Source organism: Kitasatospora sp. NPDC088346, from assembly GCF_044740765.1.
Lineage (GTDB): Bacteria > Actinomycetota > Actinomycetes > Streptomycetales > Streptomycetaceae > Kitasatospora.
This window is the reverse complement of record NZ_JBIURH010000006.1, coordinates 187,034-207,018: the sequence shown is the minus strand read 5'-3', so window position 1 is coordinate 207,018 and position 19,985 is coordinate 187,034. Positions and strand designations below refer to the sequence as shown.

Annotated in this window: 16 protein-coding genes; 8 read left to right on the top strand and 8 right to left on the bottom strand. The window is 73.3% G+C overall.

The window, feature by feature from the left end:
- Positions 1 to 10: 10 nt before the first annotated feature.
- The 5 genes from ACIOFR_RS11785 to ACIOFR_RS11765 all read right to left on the bottom strand — a co-directional run bounded on the left by ACIOFR_RS11785 (position 11) and on the right by ACIOFR_RS11765 (position 5,622).
- Positions 11 to 2,215 (bottom strand): restriction endonuclease, encoded by a 2,205-nt coding sequence (locus ACIOFR_RS11785; protein WP_400995165.1) that lies wholly within the window; start codon positions 2,213 to 2,215, stop codon positions 11 to 13.
- A gap of 78 nt (positions 2,216 to 2,293) precedes the next feature.
- On the bottom strand, positions 2,294 to 2,710 hold the full coding sequence (gene msrB, locus ACIOFR_RS11780; protein ID WP_400995162.1) for a peptide-methionine (R)-S-oxide reductase MsrB: 417 nt from the start codon (positions 2,708 to 2,710) through the stop codon (positions 2,294 to 2,296).
- Between the two features lie 25 nt (positions 2,711 to 2,735).
- Complete coding sequence (murC, locus tag ACIOFR_RS11775) at positions 2,736 to 4,139, bottom strand: UDP-N-acetylmuramate--L-alanine ligase (protein ID WP_400995160.1); 1,404 nt, start codon at positions 4,137 to 4,139, stop codon at positions 2,736 to 2,738.
- A 126-nt stretch (positions 4,140 to 4,265) separates the two neighbouring features.
- The gene (locus tag ACIOFR_RS11770; RefSeq protein WP_400995158.1) at positions 4,266 to 4,727 is read right to left on the bottom strand and encodes an indole-3-glycerol phosphate synthase; all 462 of its coding nucleotides are present in this window, start codon (positions 4,725 to 4,727) and stop codon (positions 4,266 to 4,268) included.
- Positions 4,728 to 4,839: 112 nt separating this feature from the next.
- Positions 4,840 to 5,622 carry a pyrimidine reductase family protein gene (locus tag ACIOFR_RS11765; protein ID WP_400995156.1) on the bottom strand — a complete coding sequence of 261 codons (783 nt, stop codon included), beginning with the start codon at positions 5,620 to 5,622 and terminating at the stop codon, positions 4,840 to 4,842.
- A 64-nt stretch (positions 5,623 to 5,686) separates the two neighbouring features.
- Between ACIOFR_RS11765 and zapE the strand changes: the two genes are divergently transcribed.
- The gene (zapE, locus tag ACIOFR_RS11760) at positions 5,687 to 6,757 is read left to right on the top strand and encodes a cell division protein ZapE (RefSeq protein ID WP_400995154.1); all 1,071 of its coding nucleotides are present in this window, start codon (positions 5,687 to 5,689) and stop codon (positions 6,755 to 6,757) included.
- 119 nt (positions 6,758 to 6,876) lie between these two features.
- The gene (locus ACIOFR_RS11755) at positions 6,877 to 7,143 is read left to right on the top strand and encodes a hypothetical protein (protein WP_400995152.1); all 267 of its coding nucleotides are present in this window, start codon (positions 6,877 to 6,879) and stop codon (positions 7,141 to 7,143) included.
- 15 nt (positions 7,144 to 7,158) lie between these two features.
- Here ACIOFR_RS11755 and ACIOFR_RS11750 read toward each other — a convergent pair whose 3' ends face one another.
- Positions 7,159 to 7,830 (bottom strand): lysophospholipid acyltransferase family protein, encoded by a 672-nt coding sequence (locus ACIOFR_RS11750; RefSeq protein WP_400995150.1) that lies wholly within the window; start codon positions 7,828 to 7,830, stop codon positions 7,159 to 7,161.
- A 206-nt stretch (positions 7,831 to 8,036) separates the two neighbouring features.
- Here ACIOFR_RS11750 and uvrB point away from each other — a divergent pair, with 206 nt between their 5' ends.
- From uvrB to ACIOFR_RS11730, 4 genes are all read left to right on the top strand, one after another.
- The gene (uvrB, locus tag ACIOFR_RS11745; RefSeq protein WP_400995148.1) at positions 8,037 to 10,127 is read left to right on the top strand and encodes an excinuclease ABC subunit UvrB; all 2,091 of its coding nucleotides are present in this window, start codon (positions 8,037 to 8,039) and stop codon (positions 10,125 to 10,127) included.
- Positions 10,128 to 10,390: 263 nt separating this feature from the next.
- On the top strand, positions 10,391 to 10,969 hold the full coding sequence (locus tag ACIOFR_RS11740; protein WP_400995146.1) for a TerD family protein: 579 nt from the start codon (positions 10,391 to 10,393) through the stop codon (positions 10,967 to 10,969).
- A gap of 64 nt (positions 10,970 to 11,033) precedes the next feature.
- Complete coding sequence (locus ACIOFR_RS11735; protein WP_400995144.1) at positions 11,034 to 12,890, top strand: TerD family protein; 1,857 nt, start codon at positions 11,034 to 11,036, stop codon at positions 12,888 to 12,890.
- A gap of 309 nt (positions 12,891 to 13,199) precedes the next feature.
- Positions 13,200 to 14,180 (top strand): TerC family protein, encoded by a 981-nt coding sequence (locus ACIOFR_RS11730; protein WP_400995141.1) that lies wholly within the window; start codon positions 13,200 to 13,202, stop codon positions 14,178 to 14,180.
- A 147-nt stretch (positions 14,181 to 14,327) separates the two neighbouring features.
- On the opposite strand, the gene ACIOFR_RS11725 is transcribed toward ACIOFR_RS11730, so the two are convergent.
- The gene (locus tag ACIOFR_RS11725) at positions 14,328 to 14,981 is read right to left on the bottom strand and encodes an MBL fold metallo-hydrolase (protein WP_400995139.1); all 654 of its coding nucleotides are present in this window, start codon (positions 14,979 to 14,981) and stop codon (positions 14,328 to 14,330) included.
- Positions 14,982 to 15,053: 72 nt separating this feature from the next.
- Entirely contained in the window at positions 15,054 to 15,830 is a 777-nt protein-coding gene (locus tag ACIOFR_RS11720; protein ID WP_400995137.1) for a maleylpyruvate isomerase family mycothiol-dependent enzyme, read from the bottom strand.
- A 376-nt stretch (positions 15,831 to 16,206) separates the two neighbouring features.
- Between ACIOFR_RS11720 and uvrA the strand changes: the two genes are divergently transcribed.
- A complete protein-coding gene (gene uvrA / locus ACIOFR_RS11715; RefSeq protein WP_400995135.1) occupies positions 16,207 to 19,200 on the top strand; it encodes an excinuclease ABC subunit UvrA in 2,994 nt (997 codons plus the stop codon).
- Positions 19,201 to 19,480: 280 nt separating this feature from the next.
- The gene (locus ACIOFR_RS11710) at positions 19,481 to 19,921 is read left to right on the top strand and encodes a Rieske (2Fe-2S) protein (protein WP_400995132.1); all 441 of its coding nucleotides are present in this window, start codon (positions 19,481 to 19,483) and stop codon (positions 19,919 to 19,921) included.
- The last annotated feature ends 64 nt before the right edge of the window (positions 19,922 to 19,985 follow it).

Sequence of the window (19,985 nt, the reverse complement as noted above, 5' to 3'; positions counted from 1 at the left end):
CGCGCCGACATCAGGCGATGTCCACACCGTGCGCGCGGGCCAGTCCGGCCAGGCCGTCCGCCCAGCCCTGGCCCACCGCGCGCAGCTTCCACACCTCGTGCGGGGTACCGGCGTGGTGCCGGTAGACCTCGGCCACCAGCATCGCCGAGACGGCCGGGTCGGCGGGCGGGGTGAACGCCCAGCCGGCTCCGGCGGCGCCGCGCACCTCCAGCCGGGCCCGGCGCAGCTGCCCGCAGTCCGCGCCGGAGTCGGTGTCCATGTTCACCGAGACCGCGATCCGGTGCACGGCGGCGGGCAGGGCCGCCGGCCGGATCGCCGCGGTCTCGGTCGACACGCCCCGCGACGAGGTCTTCTGGCCGAGCGTCACCGCCCCGGCGGCCGCGGTCGGCTGGTGGTAGAAGACGAAGTCGTGGTCGCCGCGGACCTGTCCGTCCGCGGTGAGCAGCAGCAGGGTGAGGTCGGCGTCGGCCCCGGCCGAGCTGAACGAGACGGCGAGCTCGGCGAGGTCGGCCGCGGGCAGCACGGTGTTCTGCCCGGGGGAGAGCGCCTCGGCCGGGAGGCTGCGCGGTGCGGGCGCGGGCCTGGCCCCGAGTCGGCCGCGCAGGCCGTGCTGGTGCAGCAGTTCGACCAGTTGCGCGCCGTCGACCAGGGTCAGCGGCTTGCCCTTGACCCAGTCGCGCGAGCCCTTGCCGAAGGTGGCGGTGGTGACCAGGATGCCCTTGTTCGCGCCGTGGTGGACCCGGGTGGCGTCGAGGTCGCGGACGGCGGTCGGGTCGACCCGGCCGCGGTAGCGCTTGGCCTGGATGACGATCTGCCCGCCGGTGATCGGGTCCGGGTCCTCGGCGACCACGTCCACGCCCTGGTCGCCGCTGCGGGCGGTGGTCCTGGTCACGAAGCCCCGGCGGCGGAAGAGTTCGGCGACCAGTTCCTCGAAGACCAGCGGGTCCATCACGAACAGGTCCGGTTCGTCGCCGTCGCCGTCGCCGTCGGCGTCGCCGTCCGCCGCCGCCGGCAGGGGCGCGGCGGCCGGTGCCGGGTCGGCCTCGGCCGCGGTGGCCGGGTCCGCCGTCCGGCCGACCGGGACGGCGACCAGCTTCTCCGGGCGGGCGGAGAGCCGGCCGCCCAGGCCGTCCACCAGGCAGCTGACCGCCTCGACCCGGTCCAGGGCCAGCGCGCGGAAGCCGTCCCGCGGGACGGTCACCGTCAGCAGGTGGCGCTGGCCGGTCCGCCCGGTGGCCGGATCGGGCGCCTCCACGTAGCCGTTGAGCGTCACCGTGTCGAGCAGGCCGTCGCCGTCCGCCCGGAACAGCTCGGCCAGCACCCGCAGCGCGCACTGCGCCAGCACCTCGCGGTAGACCTCCTTGCGTTCGGTGGCGGAGCGGGCCACCTCGGCCTCCCGGTCGTCCACCTTGACGTACCGGTAGCGCGAGAGCGCCGGGACGACCGGGTAGTCGGGCAGCCGGAAGTCGACCACCAGCAGCCGGGCGGACGGGTCCCAGAGGGCGCCGGCATCCTGCGGTACCTCGTCCGGCCAGTCGCCCCGCCAGGCCAGGGCGGTCTCGAAGTACTCGGCCACCGCCGCGGTCGAACCGGCGCCGAGCTCGGCCGCCAGCCGCCGGGCGGGCTCGGCCTGCGCCGCCGCGGACCGGCGCTGCTCGGCGGCCCAGGCGTCGTACTGGGCGCGGTACTCGGCGAGTTGCCGGAGGCGCTGCTGCTCGGCGGCGCCCGCCGCGTACCAGTCGTGCTCGAACCGGGCGCGGGCGTGTGCGAGGCGCTCCTCGTACTGCCGCCGGATGCCGGGGTCGCGCGCCTGCAGCTCGGTCGGCGGGACGACGTGGTACCAGGACTGGTCGGGCAGCGGGACGGGCTCGCCCAACTGCCCGGGGTCGAACGGCGCGGGCTCGGCCGCGCGCATCAGCTCCGCGGGCCGGAAGGCCGGACCGGCCAGCCCCTGGGCCAGGATGCCGCGCAACTCGGTCACCCGGGCGTCGAGTTCGGCGGTGCGGCGGGCCGCGTCGGCCTCCCGGGCCTGCTGGTACGCGCGCAGCGCCTCGCGCTGCCCCTGGGCGGCGGCCCGCTGCGCGGACCGCTGTTCACGTTCGTACCGGGCCTGCGCCGCGGCGGCGGCCTTGCGCTGCTCCTCCGCCTGGCGGTGCTGCTCGCGCTGCGCCGCCGCCAGCATCCCCAGTACGCCCGTGCCGTGCCGCCGCGCCACCGTGCTCCTCCCACCGACCCTGAACGATGATCAGTCTGGCATGCCGGGAGGTGCGCGGTGGCGGCGGTGATCGTACGGTTACTCGCCGGGCTGCTCGGCCGGCCGCAGCGTCAGCGAGATGCTGTTGATGCAGTACCGCTGGTCGGTCGGGGTGCCGTAGCCCTCGCCCTCGAAGACGTGCCCGAGGTGGCTGCCGCAGTTCGCGCAGCGCACCTCGACCCGGCGCATGCCGAGCGAGCTGTCCTCGATGTACTCGACCCGGTCCCCGGCCAGCGGCGCGTAGTACGACGGCCAGCCGCAGTGGCTGTCGAACTTGGTCTCGCTGCTGAACAGCTCGCTGCCGCAGGCCCGGCAGGAGTACACCCCGACCGTCTTGGTGTCGGTGTACTCGCCGACGAACGGGCGCTCGGTGCCGGCCTCGCGGAGCACGTGGTACTCCTCCGGCGACAGCTCGGCACGCCACTCGGCGTCGGTCTTCTCGATCTCGTAGCTCACGGCTGGCTCCCCGGCTCGGCTGGTGTCAGTCCCTCGGTGCAACGCCGCCGAGGGCCGCCAGAATTTCGGGGCCGAGGTTGGTGACGTCGCCGGCACCCATGGTGAGCACCAGGTCACCGGGGCGGGCGAGGCCGGCGACCAGTGCCGGAGCGGCCGCGAAGGAGTGCTCCGCGGTGACCTCGGCGCCGGCCCGGCGGGCCGCGTCGATGATCAGTTCGCTGGTCACGCCGGGGATCGGGTCCTCGCGGGCCGGGTAGATGTCGAGCACCACCGAGCCGTCGGCCAGCGCCAGCGCCCGGCCCATCTCCTCGGCCAGCTGCTGGGTGCGGCTGAACAGGTGCGGCTGGAAGACCACCAGGACGCGGCCCTCGGCGGCCTCGCGGATCGCCTCCAGGTCGGCGGTCATCTCGGTGGGGTGGTGCGCGTAGGAGTCGATCACCTGGACGCCCGCGGCCTCGCCCTTGAGCTGCAGCCGCCGGCGGACCCCGGTGTAGCTGCCGATGGCCTTGGCCAGGTCGGCGGCCGGCACGCCCAGCGCGATGCCGGCGGCCAGCGCCGAGACGGCGTTGTGCGCGTAGTGCCGGCCGGGCACGGAGACGGTGAAGACGAGCTCCTCGCCGTCCAGCTCGACGGTGACCTCGCTGGTCATCCCGCGGGCGGCGACGGAGACGACCCGCAGGTCTGCGTCGTCGGCGGCGCCGACCGTGACCACGTTCAGCTCCGGCCGGCCGGCGACCCGGGCGGTCAGCTCGCGGGCGCCCGGGTGGTCGGAGGAGACCACCAGGGTGCCGCCGGGGACGATCCGGCCGACGAAGGTCTCGAAGGACTCGTAGATCTCGTCCATCGAGGCGTAGTTGGCGTGGTGGTCCAGCTCCACGTTGAGCACGATCGCCACCTCGGGCGCGTACTTGTGGAAGCTGCGGTCGCTCTCGTCCGCCTCGGCGACGAAGATCTCGCCGGTGCCGTGGTGGGCGTTGGAGCCGGGTGCGTCGAGGTCGCCGCCGATCGCGTACGAGGGGTCGAGGCCGAGCTCCGCGAGGCTGACCGCGAGCATGCTGGTGGTGGTGGTCTTGCCGTGGGTGCCGGCCACCGCGAGGGCGCGGCGGCCGCCCATCAGCGCGGCCAGCGCGTCGGAGCGGTGCACCACCGGGATGCCGCGCTCGCGGGCGGCGGCCAGCTCCGGGTTGTCGGCGCGGATCGCGCTGGAGACGACGACGCTGCTGGTGCCGGCGGGGACGTTCTCGGCGGCGTGGCCGACGTGGACCTCGGCGCCGAGCGCGCGCAGCGCCAGCACCGTCTCGGACTCCTTGGAGTCGCTGCCGGACACCTTGGCGCCGCGCACCGCGAGGATCTTCGCCAGGCCGGACATGCCGGCGCCGCCGATACCGATGAAGTGCGGGGCGTGCAGGTCGTGGGCGGCGTCGTTCAAGAGGGTGCTCCGTACTCGGGTGCGGCGGGGTGCGGCGGGGTCGGCCGGGACGGCCGGGGGCAGGACGGCGAATCGTCCTCGCGGAAGGTTCCGCAAGGACGATTCTGCACTACCGGACGGCACCCTCTAGGAGTCGCGGGCGAACAGTTTCAGGACCGGGACACCGACCTTGTGGCGGGCCTGGGAGGCCCAGTCCCGGTGGAAGAACTCCTCCACGAAGTGCGGGGAGGTGAGCACGAGCACCTCGTCGGCCCGGTTCTGTTCGACCACCTCGCGCAGGCGTTCCAGGGGCTTCTCCTCGATCACGACGCCGGTGGCCTCCGCCCCGGCGCGCCGGAGGTGGCGCAGGCTGTGCTCCAGGGATTCGCTCGCAAGAGTGGGGCTGTCGGTGTGCTCCTCGTGCTCGTGCACCGCCTTGTCGAGGTGACCGAGGGCCACGTCGTCGAGGGCGCGGAGGAGCTCGTCCTGGCGTCCGCGCGGCTGCATCAGGACGACGAACGAGACCTTCTCCTCGCCGTGGAGCGTGGTGACCAGCTCCACGTCGGCGTCGGAGAGCGCCTTTTCGATCATCAGTACGGTCTTGAACACGTGAGTCCCTTCGCTGGTGCAGGCCCCCGGGTCCGGTGTCCCTTCTCATACTGCCCGGAGGAAGCTTTCCTCACGCTGCTCACGCGCCACATGGGCCACGGGCGCACGGGCCTCACCGGAAACCGGGGTCCTCGCCGTCCGGCCGCACGTAACGGGTGAACAGGAACCCCTGCTGCTCCAGCAGCGAGACCAGCCGCATCGGCTGGGCCGCCGGCATCGCCGGGCCCTCCAGGATGCGCGGCGACCCGCCGCCGGAGAGCAGCGGCGCCAGCGACAGGCACAGCTCGTCCACCAGCCCGGCCGCCGCCAGCTGCCCGAGCAGCCGGGGGCCGCCCTCCGTCAACTGCCGGGTCCAGCCCCGGGACGCCAGCTCCGCCAGCGCCGCCGGCAGGTCCACCGCGTCCTTGCCGGCCACCACCAGATCGGCCGTCGCCGCCACCGCCCGGCGGGCCTCGGCGGGGGAGTCCTCGCAGGTCACCACCACCGTACGGACCAGCGGCGCGGTGAACAGCGGCGCCGACAGGTCCAGGTCGAGACCGCGCGAGACGATCGCGATCACCGGGGCGGGGGACTGCCCGGCGGCCTCCCGCGCCGCCGCGAACTCGGCCCGGGCCCGGGCCGGCCGGTACCCCTCCGCCCGGACCGTCTGCGCGCCCACCAGCACCACGTCCGCCAGGGCCCGCAGCACCCCGAAGATCCGCTTGTCGGCGGCGCCGGACAGACCCTCCGACAGCCCGTCCAGCCGGGCCGCGCCGTCCAGGCCCGACACCATGTTCGCCCGCAGCCAGGCCCGGCCCCGCCGGACCCGCTCCGGGTACGCGTACACCCCGGCCAGCGACTCCAACGACCACGGGTCGTCCACCGGTCCGGGCAGGGGATTGATCAGCTGCTGCATGCCGTCGAGTCTTCCACCCCCGCACCCCGGCGGGCGCCCACCGCGGGGGGCGTACCCTTTCCACGTGTCTGCTGCCCCTCACCCCGAGACCGCCGAAGCGATAGCCGTGACCCGCCCGGGCGCGCTCGCCGACCGCCGCCCCGTCGTGTCCGCCGAGCGCCTGGTCGCCGAGATGGTCCCGCCGCCGCGCTTCACCGGAGTCAGCTTCGGCAGCTACATCCCCGACGGCACCCAGCCCAGCCAGTACGAGGCCGTGCAGGTCCTGGAGCAGTTCGCCGCCGGGCTCAACGGCGCCGCCGACGGCGCCCCCAAGCGGGGCTGGTTCCGCCGCTCGGCCCCCGTCCCCACCGGCCCGGCCGGCATCTACCTGGACGGCGGCTACGGCGTCGGCAAGACGCACCTGCTCGCCTCGCTCTGGCACGCCACCCCCGGCCCCAAGGCCTTCGGCACCTTCGTCGAGCTGACCAACCTGGTCGGCGCACTCACCTTCAAGGGCGCCGTCGAGACCCTCTCCGGCCACCGCCTGCTGTGCATCGACGAGTTCGAGCTGGACGACCCGGGCGACACCGTCCTGGTCTCCACCCTGCTCGGCCGGCTGGTCGAGAACGGCGTGAAGCTCGCCGCGACCTCCAACACCCTCCCCGAGAAGCTCGGCGAGGGACGGTTCGCCGCCACCGACTTCCTGCGCGAGATCCAGGGCCTGTCGGCGCACTTCCGCCCGCTGCGCATCGACGGTCAGGACTACCGCCACCGCGGCCTGCCCGCGGCCCCGCCGCCGTACACCGACGCCGAGGTCACCGAGCGGGCCGACCGGGCCCCCGGCGCGGTGCTGGACGACTTCGACACCCTGCTGGAGCACCTCAAGGAGGTGCACCCCAGCCGCTACGGCGCCCTGCTGGACGAGGTCGGATCGGTGTTCCTGCGCGGCGTGCGCCAGGTCGACGACCAGTCCACGGCGCTGCGCCTGGTCGTCCTCGCCGACCGGATGTACGACCGGGAACTGCCGATCACCGCCTCCGGCCTCCCGTTCGACCAGGTCTTCCCGGACGAGCTGCTGCGCGGCGGCTACCGCAAGAAGTACCTCCGGGCGATCTCCCGGCTGGTCGCGCTCGCCCGCGACAGCGCCAGGGACTGACCGCCCCGGCGGGTCACCTCCCCTCGCCCCTCCCGCCGTGCGGGAACGGGGAACCCCGGCAGAATCGACATGCGGGGCCGCCCGACGGCGCCCCGGTCGCCGACCCGAGAGGACCCGTCATGCCCGACTTCCAGCCGCAGCACGACCGCCTGATCGTCAAGCCGATCGGGGGCACCGGCCCGGGCGCCGCCGACACCCGCCGTGGCGAGGTGGTCGCGGTCGGCCCCGGCCGGCCGCTGGAGGGCGGCAAGCCCCACCCGCTGGACGTCAAGGTCGGCCAGGTGGTGGTGTTCCCCGGGTTCGCCGGCGCGGAGGTCGAGGTGGAGGGCCAGACGTACGTCGAGCTCCCCGAGGACGAGATCCTGGCCCTGTCCGCCGAGGACTGAGCCCCGCCGGCCCCTTCAGCTCCGGGAGGCCCCGCCCGGCTCCAGCAGCCCGGCCCGCTCGGCCGCCGTCCGCCAGGCGGCCGCCACCGCCGCGTACGCCTGCGCGGTGGCCTCCCCGGTGTCGCCGGTCAGCCGGACCGGCGCGCCGACGTGCACGTGCAGGACCGGCCGGCGCAGCGGCGCCGTCGCCAGCCCGGACAACTGCTTGGTGGTCGACCCCGAGCTGATCCGTCGGGAGCCCGCCTGCCCGACCGGCACCACCGGGGCGCCGGTCACCGCCGCCAGGCGGGCCAGGCCGGTACGGAACGGGCCGGGCGCGCTCTCCCCGGCGTCCACCCGGCGTGGCAGCCGGCCCTCCGGATAGATCACCACCACCCGCCCGGCCGCCAGCGCCGCCGCGGCCGCCTCCAGCGACTCGGCGGCCCGCTCGCTGCCCCGGTGCACCGGGATGTGGCCGCCGCGCAGCAGCGCCCCGCGCAGCACCGGTATCCGCCACAGCCCGGCCGTCGCCAGCACCACCGGCCGCACCCCGAGCCGGTCCACGGCGGCCAGCACCACCCCCGGGTCGACCAGCGCCGAGTGGTTGGCCGCGACGATGCTGCCCGGGGCGATCGGAGCTTCCCCGGCGGTGCTGACCCGCAGCCGGCCGAGGGTCGGGACGACGGTGCGGGCGACGGTGCTGAGCATGGGGCGGTCCTGGGGTCGGGGCGGCATGGCACCCCATGGTCCCGCCCGCCGGGTCCGGGCACCTGAGCACCCGTACTCAGACCGCTGTCCCGGTGGCCGCCCGCCGTGCGGCCGGTGCCGGCGCCCGTGCCGCGGCCGGTGTGGCCGTCCGGGCCGGCGAGGGCGAACCCGTCCGCGTTGTCGGTGGCGGGTCGTACGGTGGTGTCGTGCGTCCCATCACGAGTATCGAGCGGTCCGTGGCGCCCTTCGAGGTCGTCAGCCCCTACCAGCCCAACGGCGACCAGCCGGCGGCCATCGCCGAGCTGGAGCGCCGGATCCGCGCGGGCGAGAAGGACGTCGTCCTGCTCGGTGCCACCGGCACCGGCAAGTCGGCGACCACCGCCTGGATGATCGAGAAGCTCCAGCGGCCCACCCTGGTGATGGCCCCGAACAAGACCCTGGCCGCCCAGCTGGCCAACGAGTTCCGCGAGCTGCTGCCGAACAACGCGGTCGAGTACTTCGTCTCGTACTACGACTACTACCAGCCCGAGGCGTACGTCCCGCAGACGGACACCTACATCGAGAAGGACTCCTCGATCAACGAGGAGGTCGAGCGGCTGCGGCACTCCGCCACGAACTCGCTGCTCACCCGCCGCGACGTGGTCGTGGTCGCCTCGGTCTCCTGCATCTACGGCCTCGGCACCCCGCAGGAGTACGTCGACCGGATGGTCCGGCTCAAGGTCGGCGAGGAGGTCGACCGGGACGCGCTGCTGCGGCGCTTCGTCGACATCCAGTACACCCGCAACGACCTGGCCTTCACCCGCGGCACCTTCCGGGTCCGCGGCGACACCGTGGAGATCTTCCCGGTCTACGAGGAGCTCGCCGTCCGGATCGAGATGTTCGGCGACGAGATCGAGGCGCTCTACACCCTGCACCCGCTCACCGGCGAGATCATCAGCCAGGACGACTCCGTCCACGTCTTCCCCGCCTCGCACTACGTCGCCGGCCCGGAGCGGATGGAGCGCGCGGTCAACGACATCGAGAAGGAGCTGGAGACCACCCTCGCCAGGATGGAGAAGCAGGGCAAGCTGCTGGAGGCCCAGCGGCTGCGCATGCGGACCACCTACGACATCGAGATGCTCCGCCAGATCGGCACCTGCTCGGGCGTGGAGAACTACTCCATGCACTTCGACGGCCGCGAGCCCGGCTCCCCGCCGAACACGCTGCTCGACTACTTCCCGGAGGACTTCCTCCTGGTGATCGACGAGTCGCACGTGACCGTCCCGCAGATCGGCGCGATGTACGAGGGCGACGCCTCCCGCAAGCGCACCCTGGTGGAGCACGGCTTCCGGCTGCCCTCCGCGATGGACAACCGCCCGCTGAAGTGGGAGGAGTTCCTGGAGCGGATCGGCCAGACGGTCTACCTCTCGGCCACCCCCGGCAAGTACGAGCTGGCCCGGGGCGACGGCGCCGTCGAACAGATCATCCGCCCCACCGGCCTGATCGACCCCGAGGTGATCGTCAAGCCGACCGAGGGCCAGATCGACGACCTGGTGCACGAGATCCGCACCCGGGTCGAGAAGGACGAGCGGGTCCTGGTCACCACGCTGACCAAGAAGATGTCCGAGGACCTCACCGACTACCTGCTCGGCCTGGACATCCGGGTCCGCTACCTGCACAGCGACATCGACACCCTGCGCCGGGTCGAGCTGCTGCGCGAGCTGCGGGCCGGCGAGTACGACGTCCTGGTCGGCATCAACCTGCTCCGCGAGGGCCTCGACCTCCCCGAGGTCTCGCTGGTCTCGATCCTGGACGCGGACAAGGAGGGCTTCCTGCGCTCCGGCACCTCGCTGATCCAGACCATCGGCCGCGCCGCCCGGAACGTCTCCGGACAGGTCCACATGTACGCCGACCGGATCACCCCGGCGATGGAGCTGGCGATCTCCGAGACCAACCGCCGCCGCGAGGTCCAGCAGGCGTACAACACGGCCAACGGCATCGACCCGCAACCGCTGCGCAAGAAGATCGGCGACATCCTGGCGACCATGTCCCGCGAGGACGTGGACACCGAGGAACTGCTCGCCACCGGCTACCGCAGCCCCGGCAAGGGCAAGGCCCCGGTGCCCGCCCTGGGCGCCGACCGCAAGCCCGCCAAGAGCCTGCCCGCGGCCGAACTGGCCGAGCTCGTCCAGGAGATGACCGACCGCATGCACACCGCCGCCGCCGAGCTCCAGTTCGAGGTGGCGGCCCGGCTGCGGGACGAGATCCGAGAGCTGAAGAAGGAGCTGCGCCAGATGCGGGAGGCCGGCATCGCCTGACACCGCCGGCCCGCGGGGCCGCCCCGGCAGGTCCGGGGCGGCCCCGCGGGGGCGGGGGAGCGCTGCGGTGGCGGCCCGGCAGCGGTTCGTGACGGTTCGGAGGTGGGCCGGGGGCGGGTTTGTCTCAGGAGCGCCACAAAGCGATAATCCGGAGCCGGCGACGGCCCGTCAGGCCATAAGGTGAGGTCCGGGGGGCTTGCGCCCCGCCCGTACGGGCCTCGACCGTTCAACGGGACCGGGGCCATCCAAGAGAGGACAGCACCGTGTCGGTGAACCTGGCAAAGGGCCAGAGCGTCAGCCTCCAGAAGTCCACCGGTGAGTCGCTGACCGTCGTTCGGATGGGTCTCGGCTGGAAGGCCGCCGCCCGGCGGGGCCTGTTCGGCCGCCGCACCAAGGAGGTCGACCTCGACGCCTCCGCCCTGCTCTACGCCGAGAAGACGCCCTCCGACGTCGTGTTCTTCCAGCACCTGGTGAGCAACGACGGCTCGGTCCGGCACACCGGTGACAACGTGGTGGGCGGCGTCGGCGCCGGCGGCGACGACGAGTCGATCCTGGTCGACCTCGCCCGCGTGCCCGTGCACATCACGCAGATCGTCTTCACCGTCAGCTCCTACACCGGGCAGACCTTCCAGGAGGTCGAGAACGCCCACTGCCGCCTGGTCGACGAGACCAACGGCAAGGAGCTGGCCCGTTACGAGCTCGCCGGCGGCGGCGCGCACACCGGCCAGATCATGGCCAAGGTCGTCCGCGAGGGCTCCGGCTGGCAGATGACCGCCATCGGCGCCCCCGCCAAGGCCCGCACCTTCCAGGACATGCTCCCCGACATCGCGCCCTTCCTCTGACCCGGCCGGCCCCGCCCGGGGCCCCGCGGAGCGAGCGCACGTCGAGGGGGAGAGGAACAGCACCATGGCCGCCGAGCTGGTGCGGGGGCAGAACCACCCGCTGCCGCACACCGGGCTGACCGTCAGGGTCTCGGCGGCCGGCCCGCACGCCGTCACCGTCCTGCTCGCGGACGCCGACGGCCGGGTCCGCGGACCGGAGCACGTCACGTACCCGGGCGCCCCCGAGCTCCCGGGCGTCCGGCTGTCGGACGGTGCGGGCCGCCCGCAGCTCACGGTCGACCTCGCCGCGCTGCCCCCGGGCGTGGAGCGGCTCCTGATCGCACTCGTCCTGCCGCCCGGCGGCGGCACCTTCGGTTCGGCGTCCGCGCCGTTCACGGCGGTCGCCGGGCCGGACGGCACGGACGTCGCCACCTTCACCCTCACCGGGCTGACCACCGAGACCGCGGTGACCGCCCTGGAGCTGTACCTCCGGGGCGGGACCTGGAAGGTCCGGGCGGTCGGCCAGGGGTACGCGGGCGGCGCCGGGGCGATGCTCCGCGACCACGGTCTGACCGGGGCCGACGCCCTCGCGGCCGCGCTGGTACCCGCGCCGGCCACCCCCGGGGCCGTGCCGGCCGCGACCCCGCCCACCGCGGCCGACGCCACACCGGCCCGGGGCGTACCGCTGAACATCGCCCACCCGCGCCGTCCGGCCCCCGGCAGCACCCCGCCGCCCGCCGCGGCGCCGTCCGGGGCGCCGGGCGGACCGTCGTCGAGCGGGCCTTCGAGCGTGCCGCCGACCGGGCCCGAGGCGCCGGTGGCCGGTGACGCGGCCGGCTGGACGATGGACGAACGGCTGTACAACCAGGTCTGGGGCATCTTCGAGGACGCCGCGCGCTCCGCCGCCGCCTACCGCTCCGCCGTCGAGTACGCCGACCACCGCCAGGACCAGGAGATCGAGGCGCTGCTCGCCGACCCGCGCAGCCGCTTCGGCGCCGAGGCCGAACTCGGGCGGATGCAGGCCAGGGCCCGCCGCGACGACCTGGAGTCCCGCGCCCGCGAGGTGCTCGACCGTGACACCGGCCAGCTGCTCGCCGAGGTGGCGGTGGTCGAGGCCGCCATGCCCGCGCCGATGGCCGGCTGGGACAACCCCGCCTGGGCGTCCTGGCAGCCGCCCGCCGAGCCGCCGTACGGGGTGCGGATCGGCGACCTGCACCTCCCGGAGAACCCCGGTCTCAAGGTCCCGCTGCTGCTGCGGCTGCCGCTCGCCCGCGGCCTGTGGGTGGACAGCGGATCCGCGCCCGAGTCCGGGAGCGGCGCGCCGGCCGATCCGGCGGAGCTGAAGGCCGCCGCCGGAGCGCTGGCCACCGCCACCGCGGCCCGGCTGCTCGCCTGCCACCGGCCGGGCGGTCTGCTGCTGCACGTCATCGACCCCGGGGGCGGCGCCGGGCCGGCGCTCGCACCGCTCGTCCGGGCGGGTCTGACGGCCGGCCCGCCGGCCTCCGCCGCGGCCGGTGTCGCGGCCCTGCTGACCTCCCTGGTGGAGCGGGTCGACCTGGTCCAGATGGCCCGCCGGGCCGGCGCCGCCGACGCGCTGCCGCCGCACGTGGACCCGGCCGACCGGCTGCTGCTGGTGCACGACTTCCCGTACGGCTTCGACGACGGCACCGTCGGCAAGCTCCGCTACCTCGCCGAGGAGGGCCCGGCGGTCGGCGTCCACCTGCTGGTGGTGGCGGACCGGGCCGAGGCCTCGGCGTACGGTCCGGTGCTCGACCCGTTCTGGCGCGGTCTGACCAGGATGGCCCCGGTGCCCCAGGAGTACCTGGCCGACCCGTGGGTCGAGCACCTGTGGACGTACACCCCGGCGGCCCCGGCGCCCGGCAGCCCCGCGCTGCCCGAGCTGCTGGACCGGATCGCCCGGACCGGCCGCACCGCCCGCTGAAGGGGCCCCTCCTCCGATACCCGCGCATGTCAGCCGGGGTCCCGCCGTGCCCGCTCGGTACTGTCCTCCGGTAGGCCGGAAGCCGTGTCTTTACCTTGGCGGGGAATCTCTTTACCTTCTCTTGGTGTTTTTTGGTACGGTGGACGGACGCGGAGGGGAGTACTCCCATCGCAGTGCGTCCGTCATCACGGTCGCCGGTCCCCCGGCGGCCCGGGCCACTGGTCCGCGCGCTCCGAGGACGAGTGCGCCGGGCGGAAGAGACCTCCGGCAGACGACGTGTGTCCCGCCGACCTGCCGGAGGAGCAGCAAGTGGACGTTTCCGTAGCATTGTGGGCCGGCACGATCGGGGTCCTGGTCGCCCTGATCGTGGCCGACTTCTTCATCGGCGGCCGCAAGCCGCACGAGGTCTCGATCAAGGAAGCCGGCATCTGGACGGCCGTGTGGGTCGCCCTCGCCATCGCCTTCGGCGGCTTCCTGTGGTGGTACGGCGGCTCGCAGCCGGCCGGTGAGTTCTTCGCGGGCTACGTCACCGAGAAGTCGCTGAGCGTCGACAACCTCTTCGTCTTCATCCTGATCATGAGCAAGTTCGCGGTGCCGCGGATCTACCAGCAGCGCGTGCTGATGGTCGGTGTGATCATCGCCCTGGTGCTCCGTGCGATCTTCATCGCCGGTGGTGCCGCCCTGGTCACCACGTTCTCCTGGGTGTTCTACATCTTCGGCGCCTTCCTGATCTGGACCGCCTGGAAGCTGATCCAGGACGCCCGGGCCGGCGACGAGGACGAGGAGTTCGAGGAGAACCGCCTGCTCAAGAGCATCGAGCGGCACTTCCCCTCGACCGACAAGTACCACGGCACCAAGCTCTTCATCCGGGAGAACGGCCGCCGGCTGATGACGCCGATGCTGATCGTGATGCTCGCGATCGGCACCACCGACGTCCTGTTCGCGCTGGACTCGATCCCCGCGATCTTCGGCCTCACCCAGGACCCGTACATCGTCTTCACCGCCAACGCCTTCGCCCTGATGGGCCTGCGGCAGCTGTACTTCCTGATCGGCGGTCTGCTGAAGAAGCTGGTGTACCTCTCCTACGGCCTGTCGGTGATCCTCGGCTTCATCGGCGTCAAGCTGGTGCTGCACGCCCTCCACGAGAGCGGCGTCCACGTCCCCGAGATCGGCATCCCGCTCTCGCTCGGCTTCATCGTCGTCGTGCTCGCCGTGACCACCGTGGCCAGCCTGATCGCCTCCAAGCGGCAGCAGGAGCACCAGCGCGAGCAGGAGAAGCTCGACGCCTGACCCGCCCCCGCCCACCAGGGCCCGCGACCGGTTCCCCCGGCCGCGGGCCCTCGCACACGCCCGGACCCTGCGGACCCCGGTCACCGCCGACGCCGGGCGGAGCGCCGCACCGGGATGCGGGCCCCGTCCGGGTGGCCCCGCCGGGTGTCACCAGCCGCGTTCGCGCCACTCCGGGAGGTGGGGGCGTTCGGCGCCGAGGGTGGTGTCGTTGCCGTGGCCGGGGTAGACCCAGGTCTCGTCGGGGAGCGGGTCGAAGATCTTCTCGTTGACGTCGCGGAAGAGGGAGGCGAAGGCCTCGGGGTCCTTCCAGGTGTTCCCCACGCCGCCGGGGAAGAGGCAGTCGCCGGTGAAGACGTGCGGGTGTCCCTGGGGGTCGTCGTAGACGAGGACGATGGCACCCGGGGTGTGTCCGACCAGGTGGCGCACGGTCAGTTCGATCAGACCGAACCGCAGGACCTCGCCGTCCTCCAGCAGGAGCTCGGTGGGGACGTCGATGCCCTCGGCGTCGATCCGGCCCGCCGCGGTGCGGGCGCCGGTGGCGGCCACCACCTCGGCCAGGGCGGCCCAGTGGTCGTGGTGGCGGTGGGTGGTGACGACGGTGTCCAACTGCTCGCCGACCGTCTCCAGCAGCACCGGGGCGTCGGCCGCCGCGTCGATCAGCAGCTGCGCGTCGGTGGCCCGGCAGCGCAGCAGGTAGGCGTTGTTGTCGTAGGGGCCGACGGCGACCTTGCTGATGATGAGGTGGGCCAGTTCCCGCACGTCCGGCGGGCCGCCGACCTTGACCGCTCCGTGGTACGCCATCACGCCGCTCCTTGTGTCCGCTCGCCGGTCATCCGCATGGTGCCGGTCATCCGCATCTCGATCATGCCGCGCTCAGCCCATCGCCGGAAGCTGCGGCAGGGCGGCGCGCGCGTCGGCCAGCTGGTCGCCGTCGCGGTGGACCTGGAGGCCGTCGCCGTCCGCGCGGCCGGAGAGCCAGCCGGTGAGCGCCCGTACCGGCCCCTCGACGGTGAGCTCGGGCCCGCCGCCGGCCGTGCCGAGCCGTGCGCGCAGGGCGGCGTCGTCGGCGGTCAGGGCGAGCGGGGGCAGGCCCTCGGTGTCGCGGAAGTGGTCGGCCAGCCGGAGGAACTCGGTGGTGGCGAAGACTTCCGGCCAGTGCGCCGGGGTGTAGCCGGCGTCCAGGTCGACGTGGTGGTAGTCGAGCTCCGCCAGCCGCTTCCAGGGCAGCTCGTGGGCCGGGAACAGGTAGCCGGAGCGGTGCCGCAGCTGGACCAGCCAGGCCTCGTGGGGCAGCCGGGCGGCGGCCGCGAGGAAGCGTTCGTGGCTGCGGCGCAGGTCCTCCAGCTGCTCGTCGAGCGGGCGGCCGGCGCCCTCCTCGATGTCCCGGTCGCGGGCCTCGGGGCTCGCGTACTGGGGGATGTCGACGCCGGTGCGGGCCGTCTCCAGCAGGTTGACCAGGGAGTCCGCGTTGCGCGAGAGGTGGGCCAGGACGTGCCCGCGGGTCCAGCCGGGCAGGGCGGACGGCTCGCCGACGGCGTCGGGCTTCAGGTCGGCGACGGTGTGCAGCAGCTGTCCGGTGCTCTCCTCGACGAGGCGCAGGGTGTCGGCGGCGGTCCGGGCGGCGGTCCGGGCGGCGGTCGTCTCGGTCATGGCGGTGTCGGCCTCCGTGTGGTGCGTCCGTGCGGTGCGGCGGTGCGGTGCGTCCGTGTGCTGCGGGGCTCCGGCGGGGCCGGAGCGGGGCCCGGGTTGGCCGGTTTCCGTCGTTGCCCGGGCGGGCTGCCGGTCGTTGATGTTGGTGACGCTACCCCCGAAACGGCCGCTGAGCAGGCGACTTCGGTGAGGTCGGCGACCCGGTGCCGGACGGGGCCGTCACTCGTTCGGGTGGACTGGGCTTGACTGGCTCGATAATCGAACGCCTGAGCTAGTAGGCTGCCTGCGGCAAGCTGGAAGAAACAGCCCATCTCGCACGTTGGTCTCCCCGGAGGGGACACCAAACACCTCTCCCCGGAGAAAGGCGCCAGAAGCAGTGGCCGACCGCCTCATCGTCCGCGGTGCTCGCGAGCACAACCTCAAGAACGTCTCGCTGGACCTGCCCCGTGACTCCCTCATCGTCTTCACGGGCCTCTCCGGGTCCGGCAAGTCCTCGCTGGCCTTCGACACGATCTTCGCCGAGGGGCAGCGCCGCTACGTCGAGTCGCTGTCCTCGTACGCCCGGCAGTTCCTCGGGCAGATGGACAAGCCCGACGTGGACTTCATCGAGGGTCTGTCCCCGGCCGTCTCGATCGACCAGAAGTCCACCAGCCGCAACCCGCGCTCCACGGTCGGCACCATCACCGAGGTCTACGACTACCTCCGCCTGCTGTTCGCCCGGATCGGCAAGCCGCACTGCCCGCACTGCTCCCGCCCGATCGCCCGGCAGTCCCCGCAGGCCATCGTCGACCGGGTGCTGGAGCTCGCCGAGGGCACCCGTTTCCAGGTGCTCAGCCCGGTGGTCCGGGAGCGCAAGGGCGAGTTCGTCGACCTGTTCGCGGACCTCCAGTCCAAGGGCTACGCCCGCGCCCGGGTGGACGGCACGACGGTCCAGCTGACCGAGCCGCCCACGCTGAAGAAGCAGGAGAAGCACACCGTCGAGGTGGTCATCGACCGCCTCACCGTCAAGGAGAGCGCCAAGCGCCGGCTGACCGACTCGGTCGAGACCGCGCTGAAGCTCTCCGGCGGCATGGTGGTGCTCGACTTCGTCGACCTCCCGGAGGACGACCCGGAGCGCGAGCGGATGTTCTCCGAGCACCTCTACTGCCCGTACGACGACGTCTCGTTCGAGGAGTTGGAGCCGCGCTCGTTCTCCTTCAACTCGCCGTTCGGCGCCTGCCCCGAGTGCTCGGGCCTGGGCAACCGGATGGAGGTCGACCCGGAGCTGGTCGTCCCCGACGAGGAGAAGTCGCTCGACGAGGGTGCCATCCACCCGTGGTCCCAGGGCCACACCAAGGAGTACTTCCAGCGACTGGTGGACGCGCTGGCGGGCGAGCTCGGCTTCCGCACCGACCTGCCCTGGGCCGGGCTGCCCGCGCGGGCCAGGAAGGCGCTGCTGTACGGGCACAAGACGCAGGTCGAGGTCCGCTACCGCAACCGCTACGGGCGGGACCGCTCGTACACCACCTCGTTCGAGGGTGCCGTCCCGTTCGTCACCCGCCGGCACTCGGAGTCGGAGAGCGACTCCAGCCGCGAGCGCTTCGAGGGCTACATGCGCGAGGTGCCGTGCCCGGCCTGCTCCGGCACCCGCCTGAAGCCGGTGGTCCTGGCCGTGACGGTGCAGGACCGGTCGATCGCGGACGTCGCCGCGATGTCGATCAGTGACTGCGCGGAGTTCCTCGGCGCGATGCGGCTGACGGCGCGGGACAAGCAGATCGCCGAGCGGGTGCTCAAGGAGGTCAACGAGCGGCTGCGCTTCCTGGTCGACGTCGGACTGGACTACCTCTCGCTCAACCGCGCGGCCGGCACGCTCTCCGGCGGCGAGGCCCAGCGGATCCGGCTGGCCACCCAGATCGGTTCCGGCCTGGTCGGGGTGCTGTACGTGCTGGACGAGCCCTCGATCGGTCTGCACCAGCGGGACAACCACCGCCTGATCGAGACCCTGGTCCGGCTGCGGGACATCGGCAACACCCTGATCGTCGTCGAGCACGACGAGGACACCATCAAGACCGCCGACTGGGTGGTCGACATCGGCCCGGGCGCCGGCGAGCACGGCGGCAAGGTCGTGCACTCGGGGTCGCTCAAGGAGCTGCTGAAGAACGGCGAGTCGCTGACCGGCCAGTACCTCTCGGGGAAGCGCGCGATCCCGATCCCGTCCGCCCGCCGCCCGCAGGACAAGAAGCGCCGGATCACGGTGCACGGCGCCCGCGAGCACAACCTGAAGGACGTCACGGTCGGGTTCCCGCTCGGCACCTTCACGGCCGTCACGGGCGTCTCCGGCTCCGGCAAGTCGACGCTGGTCAACGACATCCTGTACACCCACCTCGCCCGCGAGCTGAACGGTGCGCGCAGCGTCCCCGGCCGGCACACCCGGATCACCGGGACGGACCTGGTGGACAAGGTGGTGCACGTCGACCAGTCGCCGATCGGCCGCACCCCGCGCTCCAACCCGGCCACCTACACCGGTGTCTTCGACCACGTCCGGCGGCTGTTCGCGGAGACCCAGGAGGCCAAGGTCCGGGGCTACCTGCCCGGCCGGTTCTCCTTCAACGTCAAGGGCGGCCGCTGCGAGAACTGCTCGGGCGACGGCACCATCAAGATCGAGATGAACTTCCTGCCGGACGTCTACGTCCCGTGCGAGGTCTGCCACGGTGCCCGGTACAACCGGGAGACCCTGGAGGTGCACTACAAGGGCAAGTCCATCGCCGAGGTGCTGGACATGCCGATCGAGGAGGCGGTCTCCTTCTTCGAGGCCGTCCCGGCCATCGCCCGCCACCTGCGCACCCTGCACGACGTGGGCCTCGGCTACGTGCGGCTCGGGCAGTCCGCGCCGACGCTGTCCGGCGGCGAGGCGCAGCGCGTCAAGCTCGCCTCGGAGCTGCAGAAGCGTTCCACCGGCCGGACGGTCTACGTGCTGGACGAGCCCACCACCGGCCTGCACTTCGAGGACATCAGCAAACTGATCAAGGTGCTCGACGGGCTGGTGGAGAAGGGCAACACCGTCATCGTCATCGAGCACAACCTCGACGTGATCAAGACGGCGGACTGGGTCGTGGACATGGGCCCGGAGGGCGGCAGCGGCGGCGGCGGCGTGGTCTGCGAGGGCACTCCCGAGGAGATCGCCACCGTCCCGGAGAGCCACACCGGCAAGTTCCTCCGGGACATCCTGGGCGACCTCCCCACCGGGGCCACGGCCGCGGCGGAGGCGGAGAGCGGGACCAAGGCTGCCAAGATCCCGGCCCGGCGGGCCGCGAAGACGGCGGCCAAGGCTCCGGCGAAGGCGGCGGCGGCCAAGCCGGCCCGCAAGCGCACGGCGGCGGCCGAGAAGTAGCCCGCCCAGGCAGGGCCCCGCCCGGGCCCGCCCCGGCCCGCCCGGTTCCCGAGCGGGCCGGGCCATGCCATTCGGGAATCGGGCGGCGGGCCCCTCAGGAAGCGGCCCCGCCCCGGCAGGGCCCCGGCAGGCCGCGGCAGGACCCCGAGCGACCCGCCCCGGCCCGCCCGATTCCCGAGCGGGCCGGGCCATGCCGTTCGGGAATCGGGCGGCGGGCCCTCTCAGGAAGCGGGCATAGACTGCCGCGGGTCCAGACCCCGCCGACGTTCGGAGCTCCTCGATGACCGAAGCCAGCGACAGGCCCGCGCCCTCCCGCCGCACCCTCCTGTGCGGCGCAGCCGCCGTGTTGGCCGCCTCCGGCGGCACCGTCGCCGTCGCGGGGTGCTCCTCCTCGTCATCGTCGGGCGGTGCGACGGCCGGGGCCGCCCCGGTCGACCTGGGTGCCGCGGACGCGGTGCCGGTCGGCGGCGGCAAGGTCTTCCGCGAGCAGAAGATCGTGGTCACCCAGCCCGAGGCCGGGCAGTACAAGGCGTTCAGCGCCAAGTGCACCCACGCGGGCTGCGTGGTCGACCAGGTGAAGGCCGGTCAGATCCTCTGCCCGTGCCACGGCAGCAAGTTCGCCATCGCCGACGGCGCCGTCGCGGACGGCCCGGCGCCGACCCCGCTGCCCTCGTACCCGGTCACCGTGCAGGACGGCAAGCTCCAGGTCACCCCGTCCTGACCCGTTCCGGCCGTCCGGCCGGGGCGCCCCCGACCCCGGTTGGGGGCGCCCCGGCCCGGTCCCG